This window comes from Bacillus sp. N12A5 (assembly GCF_026790125.1).
Classification (GTDB): Bacteria; Bacillota; Bacilli; order Bacillales; family Bacillaceae; genus Bacillus.
In genome coordinates this window covers 199,475-214,496 of record NZ_JALAMR010000002.1, presented here as the reverse complement: position 1 = coordinate 214,496, position 15,022 = coordinate 199,475, and the positions used below count along the sequence as shown (strand labels likewise).

Annotated in this window: 22 protein-coding genes; 8 read left to right on the top strand and 14 right to left on the bottom strand. The window is 45.7% G+C overall.

The genetic code is table 11. The features are described 5' to 3' along the window. The first annotated feature begins 6 nt into the window (after nt 1-6). Both MOC09_RS01450 and MOC09_RS01445 read left to right on the top strand, forming a co-directional pair. A complete protein-coding gene (locus MOC09_RS01450; protein ID WP_084991364.1) occupies nt 7-522 on the top strand; it encodes a YjcG family protein in 516 nt (171 codons plus the stop codon). 5 nt (nt 523-527) lie between these two features. Further along, nucleotides 528-950, top strand: coding sequence for a GNAT family N-acetyltransferase (locus MOC09_RS01445; protein WP_268369326.1), 423 nt, complete (start codon nt 528-530; stop codon nt 948-950). A 72-nt stretch (nt 951-1,022) separates the two neighbouring features. Here the strand turns inward: MOC09_RS01445 and MOC09_RS01440 are convergent, their stop codons facing one another. Next, nucleotides 1,023-1,277, bottom strand: a complete 255-nt coding sequence (locus MOC09_RS01440; protein ID WP_268369324.1) for a hypothetical protein — start codon at nt 1,275-1,277, stop codon at nt 1,023-1,025. 116 nt (nt 1,278-1,393) lie between these two features. Here MOC09_RS01440 and MOC09_RS01435 point away from each other — a divergent pair, with 116 nt between their 5' ends. Further along, nucleotides 1,394-3,673, top strand: coding sequence for an ATP-dependent helicase (locus MOC09_RS01435; RefSeq protein WP_268369323.1), 2,280 nt, complete (start codon nt 1,394-1,396; stop codon nt 3,671-3,673). 73 nt (nt 3,674-3,746) lie between these two features. Here MOC09_RS01435 and spoVIF read toward each other — a convergent pair whose 3' ends face one another. The 4 genes from spoVIF to yjcA form a co-directional block, all read right to left on the bottom strand. Continuing rightward, nucleotides 3,747-4,001 (bottom strand): sporulation-specific transcription regulator SopVIF, encoded by a 255-nt coding sequence (spoVIF, locus tag MOC09_RS01430; RefSeq protein ID WP_268359576.1) that lies wholly within the window; start codon nt 3,999-4,001, stop codon nt 3,747-3,749. A gap of 132 nt (nt 4,002-4,133) precedes the next feature. Then, nucleotides 4,134-4,286, bottom strand: a complete 153-nt coding sequence (locus MOC09_RS01425) for a YjcZ family sporulation protein (RefSeq protein WP_268359574.1) — start codon at nt 4,284-4,286, stop codon at nt 4,134-4,136. Nucleotides 4,287-4,367: 81 nt separating this feature from the next. Then, nucleotides 4,368-4,574, bottom strand: coding sequence for a hypothetical protein (locus MOC09_RS01420; RefSeq protein ID WP_268359572.1), 207 nt, complete (start codon nt 4,572-4,574; stop codon nt 4,368-4,370). Between the two features lie 280 nt (nt 4,575-4,854). Further along, nucleotides 4,855-5,211, bottom strand: a complete 357-nt coding sequence (gene yjcA / locus MOC09_RS01415; protein WP_268359570.1) for a sporulation protein YjcA — start codon at nt 5,209-5,211, stop codon at nt 4,855-4,857. Nucleotides 5,212-5,370: 159 nt separating this feature from the next. Here yjcA and cotV point away from each other — a divergent pair, with 159 nt between their 5' ends. The 5 genes from cotV (at nt 5,371) to cotZ (ending at nt 7,943) form a co-directional block, all read left to right on the top strand. Next, the gene (gene cotV / locus MOC09_RS01410) at nt 5,371-5,757 is read left to right on the top strand and encodes a spore coat protein CotV (protein WP_268369321.1); all 387 of its coding nucleotides are present in this window, start codon (nt 5,371-5,373) and stop codon (nt 5,755-5,757) included. 39 nt (nt 5,758-5,796) lie between these two features. Then, entirely contained in the window at nt 5,797-6,111 is a 315-nt protein-coding gene (cotW, locus tag MOC09_RS01405) for a spore coat protein CotW (protein WP_268369320.1), read from the top strand. A gap of 99 nt (nt 6,112-6,210) precedes the next feature. Continuing rightward, on the top strand, nt 6,211-6,726 hold the full coding sequence (gene cotX / locus MOC09_RS01400; RefSeq protein ID WP_268369318.1) for a spore coat protein CotX: 516 nt from the start codon (nt 6,211-6,213) through the stop codon (nt 6,724-6,726). 151 nt (nt 6,727-6,877) lie between these two features. Then, nucleotides 6,878-7,366: a spore coat protein CotY gene (gene cotY / locus MOC09_RS01395; protein WP_014113395.1), complete on the top strand. Its 489-nt coding sequence runs from the start codon at nt 6,878-6,880 to the stop codon at nt 7,364-7,366. Between the two features lie 127 nt (nt 7,367-7,493). Beyond that, nucleotides 7,494-7,943 (top strand): spore coat protein CotZ, encoded by a 450-nt coding sequence (gene cotZ, locus MOC09_RS01390; protein WP_268359562.1) that lies wholly within the window; start codon nt 7,494-7,496, stop codon nt 7,941-7,943. A gap of 90 nt (nt 7,944-8,033) precedes the next feature. Here the strand turns inward: cotZ and cotO are convergent, their stop codons facing one another. The 9 genes from cotO to tenA all read right to left on the bottom strand — a co-directional run bounded on the left by cotO (nt 8,034) and on the right by tenA (nt 14,942). Next, entirely contained in the window at nt 8,034-8,726 is a 693-nt protein-coding gene (gene cotO / locus MOC09_RS01385; RefSeq protein WP_268359560.1) for a spore coat protein CotO, read from the bottom strand. Between the two features lie 100 nt (nt 8,727-8,826). After that, nucleotides 8,827-9,603 carry an enoyl-ACP reductase FabI gene (gene fabI, locus MOC09_RS01380; protein WP_003224643.1) on the bottom strand — a complete coding sequence of 259 codons (777 nt, stop codon included), beginning with the start codon at nt 9,601-9,603 and terminating at the stop codon, nt 8,827-8,829. Between the two features lie 135 nt (nt 9,604-9,738). Beyond that, a complete protein-coding gene (gene thiD, locus MOC09_RS01375) occupies nt 9,739-10,554 on the bottom strand; it encodes a bifunctional hydroxymethylpyrimidine kinase/phosphomethylpyrimidine kinase (protein WP_268359558.1) in 816 nt (271 codons plus the stop codon). 18 nt (nt 10,555-10,572) lie between these two features. Further along, nucleotides 10,573-11,583, bottom strand: a complete 1,011-nt coding sequence (gene thiF, locus MOC09_RS01370) for a thiazole biosynthesis adenylyltransferase ThiF (protein WP_268369316.1) — start codon at nt 11,581-11,583, stop codon at nt 10,573-10,575. After that, nucleotides 11,580-12,350, bottom strand: a complete 771-nt coding sequence (gene thiG, locus MOC09_RS01365) for a thiazole synthase (protein WP_072566102.1) — start codon at nt 12,348-12,350, stop codon at nt 11,580-11,582. The genes thiF and thiG overlap by 4 nt, the downstream gene beginning before the upstream one ends. Then, a complete protein-coding gene (thiS, locus tag MOC09_RS01360; RefSeq protein ID WP_268359597.1) occupies nt 12,347-12,547 on the bottom strand; it encodes a sulfur carrier protein ThiS in 201 nt (66 codons plus the stop codon). Before thiS ends, thiG begins: the two co-directional genes overlap by 4 nt. Then, the gene (gene thiO / locus MOC09_RS01355; protein ID WP_268369314.1) at nt 12,547-13,656 is read right to left on the bottom strand and encodes a glycine oxidase ThiO; all 1,110 of its coding nucleotides are present in this window, start codon (nt 13,654-13,656) and stop codon (nt 12,547-12,549) included. The genes thiS and thiO overlap by 1 nt, the downstream gene beginning before the upstream one ends. Further along, nucleotides 13,640-14,257 (bottom strand): thiazole tautomerase TenI, encoded by a 618-nt coding sequence (gene tenI, locus MOC09_RS01350; protein WP_268359551.1) that lies wholly within the window; start codon nt 14,255-14,257, stop codon nt 13,640-13,642. The genes thiO and tenI overlap by 17 nt, the downstream gene beginning before the upstream one ends. Then, the gene (gene tenA / locus MOC09_RS01345; protein WP_268369312.1) at nt 14,232-14,942 is read right to left on the bottom strand and encodes a thiaminase II; all 711 of its coding nucleotides are present in this window, start codon (nt 14,940-14,942) and stop codon (nt 14,232-14,234) included. Before tenA ends, tenI begins: the two co-directional genes overlap by 26 nt. Nucleotides 14,943-15,022: the final 80 nt, after the last annotated feature.

The window sequence follows — 15,022 nt, the reverse complement described above, 5'->3', positions numbered from 1 at the left end:
CATAATATGAAATACGGAATCGTTTTATTTCCATCAAAAAAACTCCAAGACCTTGCGAACTCTTACAGAAAGCGCTATGACCCGAGCTATTCCCTGATCCCGCCCCATTTGACACTGAGAGCATCGTTTGAATGTGCGGAGGAGAAAGCGGATCAGCTTGTATCACATCTGAGAAACATCGCGAAGGAGTCCCATCCGATCGTTCTCAAAATGACAAAATACAGCTCATTCGCGCCTGTTAATAATGTCATTTACATCAAAGCAGAGCCGACGGAAGAATTAAAAACACTCAATGAAAAGTTATACACCGGTGTGTTGGCTGGTGAACAGGAATACAATTTCGTTCCGCATGTGACGGTCGGGCAAAATCTTTCCGACGACGAGCATTCGGATGTGCTGGGACAATTAAAAATGCAGGAAGTGTCACATGAAGAAATCGTTGACCGCTTCCACTTGCTTTATCAGCTGGAAAACGGATCATGGACAGTGTATGAAACCTTCTTGCTAGGCGGAGGAGAATAATCGACTTGAAAGCAGTTATTGCAAAAAATGAAGAACAAATGAAAGATGCATTTTATGTAAGAGAAGAAGTCTTTGTCAAAGAACAAAACGTGCCTGCTGAAGAAGAAATTGACGAACTTGAAAATGAGTCAGAGCATATCGTCGTGTATGACGGCGACAAGCCTGTCGGCGCCGGAAGATGGCGCATGAAGGATGGCTACGGCAAGTTAGAGCGCATCTGTGTATTGAAAAGCCACCGCTCAGCCGGTGTGGGCGGCATCATTATGAAGGCGCTCGAAAAAGCGGCTTCAGACGGCGGCGCTTCCGGTTTCATTTTAAACGCACAAACACAGGCTGTGCCGTTTTACAAGAAACACGGGTATCGTGTGCTTTCTGAAAAAGAATTCCTTGATGCCGGCATTCCACACTTACAAATGATTAAGGACTAAACAGCATCCGGGTCTATTGAGATCCGGATTTTTCCGCATATAAAAAACCGTTCCCTGGATGTGAACGGTTTTTTATACATATCGGTTAATGTACGTGCCCATTCCTTTTTCTCGCAATCTCTTATAAAGAGAGCGCTTACGTTTTGTCTCGTTTACCTTTCTTTCAGCAGCCGTTTGATTCTCCTGCTGCTTTTCCAGTTCTTTGTATACCCGCTGAAACGGGACATAGCTGATTTTTTCGGTTCCGGCATAATCCTGCTTATGCCCAATCGTTCTATTTGCATATTGAGCGTATTGGTGGTTCTGAATTTTACCTGCATATATCATGCGATACCCACTCCTCTGCCGTCTCTTTTCCCTTAAACTTACTTTTTGAAACACATTTCTTTTGATATGATAGTCATTGTCTGTAATGAACACCTTTTGATTGGGAGGACCCCTTTTTGAAATGCGCCCGACTGAATGATCGAACCATACATTTACATACATATTCGAGAGAACATTATCAATTCCTCTTTGAAGAGGGAATAAAAGGACATTTATTTTGTCCTCATTGCGGAAAGCCCGTTTTGTTACGGCTTAACATCTCCGATCCGCCAGAGTTTATCCATCGCCAGCCAGGAGATTTTCCTGCATGTGAGGCGGCGTGCGAACCGAAGTCCGCTAAAGAGGAGAAAAAAGAAGATGATCAGGAATTTGGTGTCATTCGTTTGCCCAAGGGGAAAACGATCGCTGCTGATTCGTCTCCAGCTGTCACGGAATGGCAGCGTCCGAGAAGCATTAAACCGGGAACACCATTTGTTCAAAAAACGATAGAACCTGATACAAGCCTTTTTCCGTCTGTCGGCTTGAACACGGATCAGCTGAAAGCTGTCACGGAAACGGAAGGCCCGCTGCTTGTGCTTGCAGGTGCAGGGAGCGGAAAAACACGTGTGCTGACTGCGCGCGCCGCTCACATGATCGAACACTTAGGCATACCGCCGGAACACATGCTGCTTGTTACCTTTACGACAAAAGCCGTAGCCGAAATGAAAGAACGCATGGCAAAGCAGTACGGATTACAGCCTGCAAAAGTGAGACGGCTTGTCACCGGAACATTCCACAGCTTGTTTTATAAAATCTTGTATCACTATGATTCTGCTAAATGGAACGGCGAGCATCTGTTGAAAATGGAGTGGCAGCGGGAACAATATATAAAAAAAGCACTCTATGAAGAAGGCATAGATGAGAAAGAGTTCCCCGTTGATCAGGCCCTGCAGCAGATCGGTTTCTGGAAAAACACTTATGTTCCGAATGAACGCATTCCTTTGCAGGATGAGTGGGAAAAACAAGTCTATCGTTTATATGAACATTATGAGCGCCAGAAAAAAGAACACAATCAATTTGATTTTGATGATATGGCATCCGCCTGCTATGAATTGTTTATCGATCGGCCGGACCTTCTGGAACAATATCAATCTCGATTTACGTATATCTTAATTGATGAGTTTCAGGACATTAACCCAGTTCAATATAAAATCATGCAAATGCTGGCAAGCCCGGAGCAAAATCTGTGCTGTGTCGGGGACGATGACCAGTCTATCTACGCGTTCCGGGGAAGCAATCCGTCTTTTATTCTTGATTTTCAAAAGGATTATCCCGGAGCGAAGACAATCTATTTAACGGCGAACTACAGGTCTACGCACCCCATCGTCTCAAGTGCTGATATCGTCGTGAAAAAGAACAAAAACAGGTATGCCAAAATGCTTGAAGCGGCCCGTGATGACGTCCAGGCCCCTGTGCTGTTTTATCCTTATGACGAAGAGGAAGAAGCCACAATGGTCGTTTCCGATATCAAGGAAAAAATTCAAAACGGGGCAAACCCTAAAGACTTTGCGGTTCTCTACCGCACAAACAGCGGAGGCCGCGCCATTTATGAAAGGCTTCATCATTCGTCAATTCCATATACAGCTGACCGCGGCGTCCAATCGTTTTACAGCAGACGGATCGTCCGCCAGATTCTCGCCTACTTGTACGCCAGCCAAAATGAGGATGACACTGAGGCGATTAAACACTTGCTTCCCGCCTTGTTCTTAAAACAGTCCGCTTTGAACACGCTGAAGGCGCTCTCGATTACGGAGGACTGCTCGATGATCAAAGCGCTGGCCAAACTGCCTGATCTAAAGCCTTTCCAGCTGGACAAAATCAAGAAGATCGTGCCGTTTTTCGCAAGCCTCCGCACGATGAAACCCGTGGAAGCGATCACCTTTGCAGAAGGAAAAATGGGCTTCTCCGAGTATTTAAAAAAACGGGGCAATGAGGGCAACAAACTGGAAAAAGGCTCCGATGACCTGCGCGACATTAAAGTCGTCGCTAAGAAGTTTAAAACAATTCCTGACTTTCTCGCCCACGTAGACCATATGAGAGCCGCTGAGAAAAACAGAACAGATGAAAATGGCGTACAGCTGATGACCATTCACAGGTCAAAAGGTCTTGAGTTTAAAACCGTCTACGTGTTAGGCACGGTAGACGGCTCGATCCCGCACGATTTCTCATTAGAAACAGCGAGAAAAGGAGATGAGGCTCCTTTGGAGGAAGAAAGACGCCTGTTATATGTAGCGATGACACGGGCCAAACAGCATTTATATTTGTCTTGTCCCGCAAACAGGCGCGGCAAAACGGCCCACCGTTCAAGATTTTTGTATCCCCTTTTGAAACAAGCAAAACAGCCCTTGCATAACTAACAGCCCGGCAGTGATCTGCCGGGTTTTTTCTTTTAAAAAAGGCCTGCTGCAATGAGTCAGCCAGGCCCTCTTTTTATTTATTATCCATCATTTTAGAAATCGTACTAAAATCAAGCTTTTCTTTTCCGCTTGTAATGGAATGTACAATTTTATCTTCTAATTCTTTCGGCACGCGTCTGTTTGCCAGCTGTGCTACACGTTTAATGACACTGCGCACTGTGTTTTCGTCTTTAAAATTGGCGTTTTGAAGGGAGCCGGCAAGATTCATGACATCCTGCATGTTGACACCTGTTTTCTTTTCGATGTTCTTAAAAAATTGATTATCCATAATACGCCTCCTTTTGGCGGAGTGATACGGTATTGTATGAACACCCATTGTTCAATGTGCTTTTTCCAAAAATAAAAAATAAACACAAGGCAAGGAAGTACAGGATATTACCTGTACTCCCCTTAATAAACCTTAGAAGTTATAAAAAGATGCACCCACGATGATAAGGAGAATGAACAATACGACTAAAAGAACAAATGTTGAACCATAGCCGCCGCCGTAACCGCCAGCATAACCGCCACCGCAGCCGCCGTAGCCGCCTCCGAATCCGTATCCAAAGCCCATAGATAAGCACCTCCTTTACTCTCTATACACTATGTGAGCCGCTTTATTCGGCTTGGATAAACGCATAGGGCGATTGCGGATTTATGATGGTTCGTGCTGTGCCTGGTGTTTTTTGAGTAAGGCTTCGGTTTTTTCAGCCAGCTCTTCCATCTCCTCTTCAAATGCCAGACCGGCTTCATCAAATGCATCCAAGTCTTTTCTTATGCTGCCCATGATGTCATCATGCTCTTTTTGCTTTTGTTCATGAGGTTTATATCTTCCTTCTATCCATTTTTCAAACTCATTCACTTGCATCCCCCCACTCATGATATATGCTGAGCGAGGCCGCCCTGTTAAACAAACAAAAAACCGGAGGTCTCCGGTTTCTTTGCCAGGCTATTGAGGCTTTTTCTTTTTCTTTCCGCACCCGCAGCCTTTCTTTTTGATCTTTTTTGATTGATACGATGAATCTGTATATGGAGTCTTTTGGGAAGGTTTATTGAATTGATTCACTTTGATCCCTTCCTTTCCTTATGTCATATATGCTACTTTATGCGGATGTTAGTAAAAAGTTGCTGGTGGGAACGCCTCATTCTTGCAGCCATTTTGATACGAGCGTTTCAATAATGCCGGCAAGGCCGGCGATCGCCAGCAGCAAAATCAGCCACTGCGCTGCTTGCGGGATCAATGCCTGGCATAAAATCAAAAAGCCGGCGCACCACACGCCTGTACACCAATAACAGCTCAGTAATTCACCAATAAACGCCCTCACACCTGTTCCCTTAATCACAATATACGTTTCACTATTACCATCCGCATCCGTTTCTTCCTTCTCTTCGTGAAACAGGCTGCGAAGCGGCGCCATAATTGTGTCAAACACCAACAGGCGGGCAAGCCGAAAGACCGCAAGCGAAAGAAGAGCAATTGTCAGCCCATTAATAACCACTTGTTCACTCCTTTGCCAATCATGATCCCTTCACATATATGCAAAAACCCTATTCTTCATGAATTGTATCTTGTCCGGCGCAAAATTGGTTATTTTTATTATTCCGCTCTGCACCCCATTTGCATTATATAGAGTATGGATAAGAAAGGAGTGAAGGTTATGTCATTTGAAGCAAAAATTGAATCTCTGCACCCTGCAATATTTGAGCAATTATCAAGCGAATTCGAACAGCAGATCGAAGTCATTGATTGCGAAAATATCACAATAGATACATCAAATATAACATCTGCCCTTTCTATACAAGCCTTTGTGACAACCATGATTATCCTGACGACACAGCTCATCATCGCTGACGAGGATTTGGCTGACGCAGTGGCAAGCGAAATTCTTGTTCTCGATAGCTCTCAAATCAAAAAAAGAACAATCATTAAAGTTATCAACAGCCGAAACATTAAGATTACTTTGTCTGCCGATGAAATAATAACCTTTGTACAAATCTTGCTTCAGGTGTTAAACAGCATTCTCAATGAACTTGACGTCCTTTAACCCTTTCTTTTCACAAACTTAAAGCCGAGGTGAGAACAAATGTCAGATAACGATAAAATTAAAGAAGAGCTTGCAAAGCTTCCGGAAGTTGATCCGATGACAAAAATGCTGGTCCACAATATCTTTCTTAAACATGGTGTCACGAAAGACAAAATGAAAAAAGTATCAGATGAAGAAAAAGAAATGCTTTTAAATCTAGTAAAAGACTTGCAGGCTAAATCAGAAGCTTTAATTGAAAATCAAAAGAAGAAAAAAGAAGAATCGGAGCAAGAGCAAAAGAACGCAAAACCGCTAAGCCGCAGAGAGCAGCTAATTGAACAGCTCAGACAAAGACGGAAAAACAATAACAATTAGCCAATCATAAAAAAATAGGGTTCTTCATCAGGATATATGACTCAGTCAAAGTAAGAGGCTCGCTCATTTAATAACAGTAAAAGAAAAGGAGGAATAAATATGGAAAGCAGACCATACTCTTGGGTTGCACTTGATCCTGACTGTGACCATCCGTTAGACGAAAAAGATAAAGAAAAAAAAGAAGAAAGAAAATGTCATTGCGATGTTTGCTGTAATGGAAATGGTTTTTTTGGCAACGACAACGCCTTCATCGACCAAGATCTAGCTCAGGCAAATCTCAACAAACAAGTCTCCGATGAGACGATTATTATTAGAGATTCTTGTGACATTAACGTTACATCTACAGACGTTCAAGCAGTAACATCAGTTGTAACAGCGCTTAATGCCGCTGTAGTTACAGCTACTCTCACATCCATTGCAGACGGCGTAATTGCCGAATTAGTCGCACAAGATTTATTGCAGCTTACAGCTAACAAGCAAGTTAACCGCCAAAAACTTCTCATCGAATGCTCCCGTGGCGTAAACGTCTCAACAGTAGATGCCGATATCGCAACACTTATCTCTACAGCAACAAACACCCTCGTAGCTATCCTAGTTATTACTCTTGTCCTCTAGGACTTAAAAGCAGAGCTAAAAACGCTCTGCTTTTTCTTATTTTCCAAGCATATGATGAATATATAGACGTTCACCCACACCAAGTGGGGCACGGGTACATATGTTGTTAAGGACTAAAGTCAAATACCCTATAAAGAAGGAGCTGAAATCAATGAGCTGCGGAAAAACCCATGGCCGGCATGAGAACTGTGTATGCGATGCAGTGGAAAAGATTTTAGCAGAGCAGGAGGCAGTTGAAGAACAGTGTCCGACTGGCTGCTATACCAACCTTTTAAACCCTACGATTGCTGGAAAAGACACAATTCCGTTTCTCGTTTTTGATAAAAAAGGCGGGTTGTTCTCCACATTCGGAAACGTGGGGGGATTTGTGGATGATATGCAATGCTTTGAATCCATTTTCTTCCGCGTCGAAAAATTATGCGATTGCTGTGCAACACTTTCTATTTTACGCCCGGTCGATGTTAAAGGCGATACTTTAAGTGTCTGCCACCCTTGCGACCCGGATTTCTTCGGGCTAGAAAAGACGGATTTCTGCATAGAAGTGGATCTCGGATGCTTCTGTGCAATTCAATGCCTGTCACCAGAGTTAGTTGACAGAACATCCCCTAACAGAGATAAAAAGCATCATCACAATGGATAAACACTTGTAAAGAGGAATCCCCTTCCAAACTCTATTACAGGTGCAAATTATTCAGCTGCTTCCAGAGGGAGGCAGCTGACTCTCCATCATTTCGCCAGTCTCAAATTTATAAGGCAGGAGGGATAATATGAGCCAGAAAACATCAAGCTGCGTGCGTGAAGCTGTAGAAAATATTGAAGAACTGCAACACGCTGTTGAAGAGGACTGTCCGACAAGCTGCCATTCAAAGCTTTTGTCGCCAACTCATTCGCTAGGCGATACAGTGCCTTTTGCAATATTTACATCAAAATCAAAGCCCTTAGTAGCCTTCGGTAATGTCGGCGAACTCGATAACGGCCCTTGCTTTAATACAGTATTTTTCAGAGTGGAAAAAGTTCATGACAGCTGCGCAACACTATCATTATTAATCGCATTTGACGAACACAAACACATTTTGGACTTTACCGATTCAGATACGGTTTGTGAAGTGTTCCGACTGGAAAAAACGAACTACTGCATTGAAGTGGACTTAGACTGCTTTTGCGCAATTAACTGCTTAAATCCACGATTAATCAATCGCACGCACCATCATCATTAATCATAAGCTTGAAAAGCTTGCAGGCCTGCAGGCTTTTCTCTATGTAAAAAGCTGCCCGAGAGCATTTGCCGGGCAGCTTTTTACATTTTATTAAAAACCGAGCGGATGCAAAGAGGTGATATCATCAATTGCCAGCTCAGTCGGGGCTCCGTTACCGGTTGTTCGAAGCAGGACGGAATCATTTCTTCTTCCAACAATCACACCCCTATACGTTCTTCCATTGGCTTCAATCAGACAGAGCGCTCTTGGCATGTTATGGGGAAGCTTTGTTAAAAAATCAATTTTTTCATGGATCGTCATCTTGCTCATCGGTTTTTTCACTTTTCTTGCCGGCGGTGCTTTTTCCTCCGCTTTGGCAGCATTATGGACAGCTTCCGGTTCTTTTTCTGGCTTTCGTTCCTCAAGTGCAGGCTCTTCCTTTTTTTCTGCTTTCGGCGGCTCGTGTTCGACGGTTTCTTCAACAGTCTGCGGCTCTGCTTTCTTCTCCTGCTGGTTCTTTGTGATCTTTGTGTTCTCTGGTTCTCTCACCTCTTGTGTTTGCTGACTCACTGGCTCAGCTGCAGGCTTTTGTTCTGCTTGCTGGACATCCTTTGCCACAGCTTCCTCCTGCTGTTTCTCATGGTAAGCCGGCTTTTCCTCTGCTTTTGGCGGAGCGGGTTTGTTGACCTTTCTTTTGATGACAATCTCCTGCATGGATGACCTTGTGGTTTCTGCATAATCCGGCTGAACAATATACATGAGCGGTTTTTTGTCCGCGTTTCTTTTCTTATTAGACATCTTCATCCCTCCGATTGTGTCATATTCTATCTATATGACAGAAAGCTGAAAATCAGAAGAAATAAAAAAGCAATCCCTGTTCGGGATTGCTTGGCAAAGATCCTGCTTAGCGGGCAGTAATATGGAAACCTGAATCAACGTGAAGATTTTCACCTGTAATGCCGCGGGACATGTCGCTGAATAAGAACGCAGCTGTATCGCCCACTTCTTCAGGTGTTGTCGTGCGGCGAAGCGGCGCACGCTCTTCAATGTCTTTTAAGATTGAGTTGAAATCGCTGATGCCTTTAGCAGATAATGTTCTGATCGGGCCGGCAGAAATGCTGTTGACGCGGATATTTTCTTTTCCTAAGTCAGCAGCCAGGTATTTCACACTTGCATCAAGAGAAGCTTTCGCTACACCCATAACGTTGTAGTTTGGCATAACAAGCTCTCCGCCAAGGTAAGTCAAAGTAACAATGCTTCCGCCTTCAGTCATCATCGGACGTGCCGCTTTCACAACAGCTGTCAGAGAGTATGAGCTGATGTTATGAGCCAAAAGGAAACCGTCACGATTTGTGTTTAAGTATTCGCCGACAAGCTCTTCTTTGTTGGCAAACGCGATGCAATGCGCGATACCGTGGATCACACCAACCTGTTCCTTAATGCTTGCGAAGCAAGTTTCGATTTCCGCATCGTTTGTTACGTCGCAAGGAAGGATGATGGAATCATTGCGCTCTAACGTACCGGCAAGCTCGTGTACAGATTTCTCCAGACGTTCGCCTGCGTATGTGAAAATCAAACGTGCTCCGGCTTCATGTAAAGAGCGCGCAATCCCCCATGCGATACTGCGTTTGTTTGCTACCCCCATCACAACAATGTTGCGGCCTTCAAGTGAAAAATTCATATGTATAAAGCCTCCTATATTTAATAAAGACATAGTATTAGTACCTGATCTTAATTCTTATCATATCATAACCTTGTCCAGATGAAAAGCGCTACCATAGACAAACGTGAAAGAGACCACCATCAACTGGTGATCTCATCGGCTTGTGTTTAAGCTGTTTCTTTTAAAGGCGAAATGGTTTGTCGGCCCGTGCCCTGATCCGATGCCGAGCGTATTTTCCACCGCTTCGCGGACAAAGTTTGCCGCTACCTCGAATGCCTGATGGATGCTGTCTCCTTTAGCCGTTTGAGCTGTTAAAGCGGCAGCAAAGGTGCAGCCTGTGCCATGCGTATGCTTCGTATCGATATAGGGGTGGCTGATTTGCATAAACATGTTTCCATCAAAAAGAAGATCAGTGATGTGATTGTCCTCAGGCTGGTGCCCTCCTTTGATAATCACATGCTTGGCCCCCATCTTGACGAGCTTCTCCGCTGCCTTTTTCCGGTCATCCAGCGATTGGATTGCCATTCCTGTCAGCGTTTCTGCTTCCGGAACATTCGGCGTAATCGCGTAGCTTCTTGGAATGAGGAGCTCTTTTAAGGTGGCAACTGATTCATCGTGCAGCAAGGATGCACCGCCCTTTGCGATCATAACTGGATCAACAATCACTCGGTTAAACTCATACTCGTCAATTTTTCTTGCCACTTCTTCAATCATTTCGGCATTCCAGAGCATTCCCGTTTTTACGGCGTCAGGTCTCAAATCCTCGGCAACAGCATCAATTTGCTGTCTCAGCGCCTCTACAGTCAGCGGATACACCCCATGCACACCGAGCGTATTTTGAGCGGTTACCGCCGTAATCGCAGACATACCGAAAACATCAAGTTCCTGAAAGGTTTTAATATCTGCCTGTATCCCTGCGCCGCCGCCTGAATCAGAGCCGGCGATTGTCAATGCTTTATATATACTCATTACACTACACTCCTTTTATTACCCGATCCATTTATGATAAATGGATTTTGCCCGGGCAATATCATTCGTTCCATGGATCAGCGCTCTGCCGTCCCGGAACAGCACCATTTTCATATCATCCGAGCGGCAGGAAATTAAATACCGATTCGCAGCTACTTCAAACCCGGCCTGTCTCAGCTGACCGGCAAGCCCTTCAAGATCAGCTTCTTTTGTAAAGGATGATCTGATTTGCACCGTGTTCCTGCCGCACAATACAGCCGCTTTTGTTTGGTTTTCATATGACAAAAACGGAAAATCTTTTGTGCCGCAGCTTGGGCATGTGTCATGTTTGAGACCCGCTGCTCTCACCTCTGACCGCTCATTTTTCCACAAGTCAAAAGAGCGCAGCACCGGCTCGCATTCTTCACCCGTCAGCAGCTTCAGCGCGTCTGTCACCTGAAAGACTGCTACCTGCAAAACAGCCGGACTGATGATGCCGGCTGTGTCACATGTCGCGCCGCCAATCGGAAGTGTATCGAGCAAGCAATGAAGGCAGGGGGTCGATCCCGGCACTACGGTAAAGGTCAGACCGTAGCTTCCTACACAGGCACCGTAAAGAAAAGGAATCCCTTCTTTTACAGCAGCATCATTTACGATCAGGCGGGTTTCAAAATTATCGGCCGCATCCACAATGATCGAAGCGCCCTTAATCAGCTCGAAGATATTTTCAGCTGTCACATCCATGACAAGGCCCGTCACATCAACATCGCTGTTAATCGAACGGAGACGCTGCTCAGCAGCGGCCGCTTTCGGCATTTCTTTTTTGACATCATCTTCTGTATACAGCTGCTGGCGCTGCAGGTTGCTCCATTCAACGTAATCTCTGTCGGCAATCTTCACAGAACCGACTCCCGCTCTGACCAGCATTTCTGCACTGGCTGTTCCAAGCGCGCCGGCGCCGATAATTACGGCGCGCGCTTCTTTCAGTTTCTTCTGGCCGGCTGGGCCGATCGGAGCAAACAGCTCCTGCCTGGAGTACCTGTCCGTCATACAGGAAGACCTTCTCCCGGACTGCTTGCCGTTCCGTATTGCTTCAACGGAATTCGGCCCGCCTCATAAGAAAGGCGTCCTGCTTCCACCGCGAGCTTCATGGCACGAGCCATTTTCACAGGATCATTCGCGCCTGATACAGCCGTATTAAGGAGTACGCCGTCCGCACCAAGCTCCATTGCGTATGCCGCATCTTTCGGCGATCCGATTCCGGCATCCACGATGACCGGCACTTTGGCCTGTTCAATAATAAATGACAGATTCAAAGGATTTAAGATTCCTTGGCCCGATCCGATCGGAGATGCACCCGGCATGATAGCATGAACACCAAGCTCTTCGAGTTTTCTTGCCAGCACAACATCATCTGACGTGTACGGGAGCACAATAAAGCCTTCTTCTAGAAGCTGTTCGGACGCTTTTAATGTCTCAACAGGATCAGGCAGCAAAGAACGGCTGCATCCGATGACTTCGACTTTAATCATGTCACAAAGTCCTGACGCTTTCGCCAGTCTTGCAATCCGGACCGCTTCTTCAGCGGTGCTGGCGCCCGCTGTATTCGGCAGAAGCGTATATTTGGATAAATCAAGCTGTTCCAGAAAATTAGGCTGAGACGCTTCAAAGATGTTCATTCTCCGCACAGCAAATGTTAAAATATCAGACTCAGAAACGGCCACCGCTTCCTTTTGAATTTCAAACGATGGGTATTTCCCCGTGCCCAGCAGCAATCTTGATTGAAATGATTTCCCGCCAATTGTTAACATGCTCATCCGCCTCCTACAAAATGGACAATTTCAATAACATCGCGATCACAAAGTTCAACCTCGTGATAATGTTCTTTACCGATAATTTCTTTATTTCTTTCAACAATAACAATTTTATTTTCAAGCTGATAAGACGCCAGCAGGTCTTGAATAGTGCCTGTGTCTTTTTCCCACTTCACGTCTCTGCCGTTCAGCTGTAGCATCATATCTGAACCGCCTCCTTGCGATCAATTCGAAATGCGTGCAGCCAGTCTTGATTGACTTCTTTATTCATCATGAGATCACCGATCAAAGCGCCCGTTGCGGGAGCAAGCAGGATCCCGTTTCTGAAATGGCCCGCTGCAAATAAAATACGGCTGTCCTCAGGGTGTCTGCCGATGTACGGTTTTCCATCCTTTGTCCCCGGACGCAATCCTGCCCAAAAACGATCCACCTTCATATTCTGAATGGCAGGCAGCATCGTTTTTGCTTTTTTCATAACCGATTCCAGTCCGCCAAGATCCGGTGTTTCACTCCAGTCACCCGGCTTCATTGTCGCGCCGACAACCAGTCTTCCGCATTTTCTCGGTACGATATAGCAATGGTCATGGTAAAGTGTTTTTGTCAGCGGGATATCATCATTCCAAACAGACAGGCACTCCCCTTTTACAGGAAAAAAGGCATGATTCAAGCCGAGCTGTTTAAAAAACATTCCGCTCCACACCCCGCTGGCAACCGCAACATGATCCGCCCATACGCCACCACTCGGCGTCTTGATCAACAGAGCTTCACCGTCACGTTCGACATGAAGGGCAGGAGTATGCTCAAAAATCTCCGCCCCAAGCGCTTTCGCTGCTTTCGCATATGCTTTGCAAACGAAATAAGGCTCAACATGCACATCATCCTGAATAAAGGATGCCCCTAGAATGGCATCAGACGTATAGGGCTCTTTTTCTAACACTTCTTCTTTTGCATGCCAGCTGACTGAATCCAAGTCATCCATTTTCCTCAGCCGCCGCACATCTTCTTCAGAAAACGCAAGCTTAAACATACCGCCGTTATGCTGCCGGATATCAATGCCGGATAACGTATAAAGCTCCTCACCAAGGCCTTTATACAGACGCTGGCTGTGCATGGCGAAGTCAAAAAACTCGTCACGTTCCTCGCACTCGGCATGGGCACCCAGCATTCCGGCAGCAGCACTTGTGGTTTTGCCGCCGATTGTTCCGCTTTCAAACAATGCGGTGCTCATATTTTCCTTTGCCAAATGATAGGCAATCGCGGAACCAATAATTCCGCCTCCAATGACAACTGCATCAAAATGCCTTTTCATAGCGCATCTCCTTTAGCTTGCGGGAATATCGTCTGGCAGCTTCCAAAGGGTCAGCCGAAGAAAAAATTCCCGACATGACAGCGATACCGTCTGCCCCTGCTTGTTTTACGCCTCTTAATTTGTCCGGCGCCATCCCGCCGATGGCAATAACCGGGATAGAAATCCGTTTTTTGATATCTGACAGCAAAGACAAACCTCTGCCTTCAAGACCCTTTTTGCAATCTGTATCAAACACATGACCGAACAACACGTAGTCGGCGTCTTCCTTTTCAGCTTGAACCGCTTCCTCCAGTGAATGCACCGACCGCCCGATATGAAGGTGAGGAAATCTGGCTCTGACCTGCTTCGGCGAAAAGCTGCTGCTCGGCAGCTGCACGCGATGAATCGTAGAAAAAAGCGCAATATCCACCCGCCCGTTCATGACCAATTTTCGTTTATCCACACCGCCTTCGGACGTAAGCTCAAGCAGTTTCAAAATATCTGCCGCCGATTTTGACCGTTCCCGGATGTGTATAAAATCAACTTCATTCTGAATAGCTATGATTGTTCTCGCTAACTCTTCAACCGGTTTGCAGTCATCCGTTATGGCGTGAAGCTCCAAGTTCCTCCACCTCTTTTATGCCGCTGTCGGACCAGCCTTCTTTCTGATAGGCCATTCCCCAAAATTGATATTCATAGTAGCTGGAGATGACAAAATTCTCTTTCATCTTGGCGCGCACTTCCTCCGTGCTGTTTTCCGCCAGCTCATCAAACCGGTTGACTTGCTCTTCGACCTGCTGTTTGAACCAGTCACCTCCGTATGTGCCGATCCACTTCTGATAAATCGGATGCCCCGGATCACAATGCAGCAATTTCTCGCCAACCTCGTAATAAAGCCAATAGCACGGTAGAAGGGCCGCTAAAATCTCAGCAAAATTCCCGCTCAAAACCGAACGGTACATATGGGATGTATATGAGTACGCCGTAGGAGACGGCTTAAACGCCTTACGCTCCTCTTCACTGATTTCCAACAGTTCGGCAAACTCGCGATGAAGCGACATTTCCGCCTCATATGTACCTTGGGCGTGGCTTGCCATCCGTCCCGTCGTATAAAGGTCCTTCGCATAAGCGGCGCCGAACGATTGCACCTTCGCAAAATGCGTTAAATAATAAGAATCTTGAAGCACGTAGTATTTAAAACGGTCAATCGGAAGCGTTCCGTCACCGATTCCCTGAACAAACGGATGGACAAAACTCCCCTCCCACCATTCTGCGGCTGCACTGCGGCATTCTTCTGAAAACTTCACACATCATTCCCCCTGTCTGATAAATAAAAAAACCACTTTCCCGCAAGGAAAAGTGGTTTGGAATTGGCATAGTAAAATAC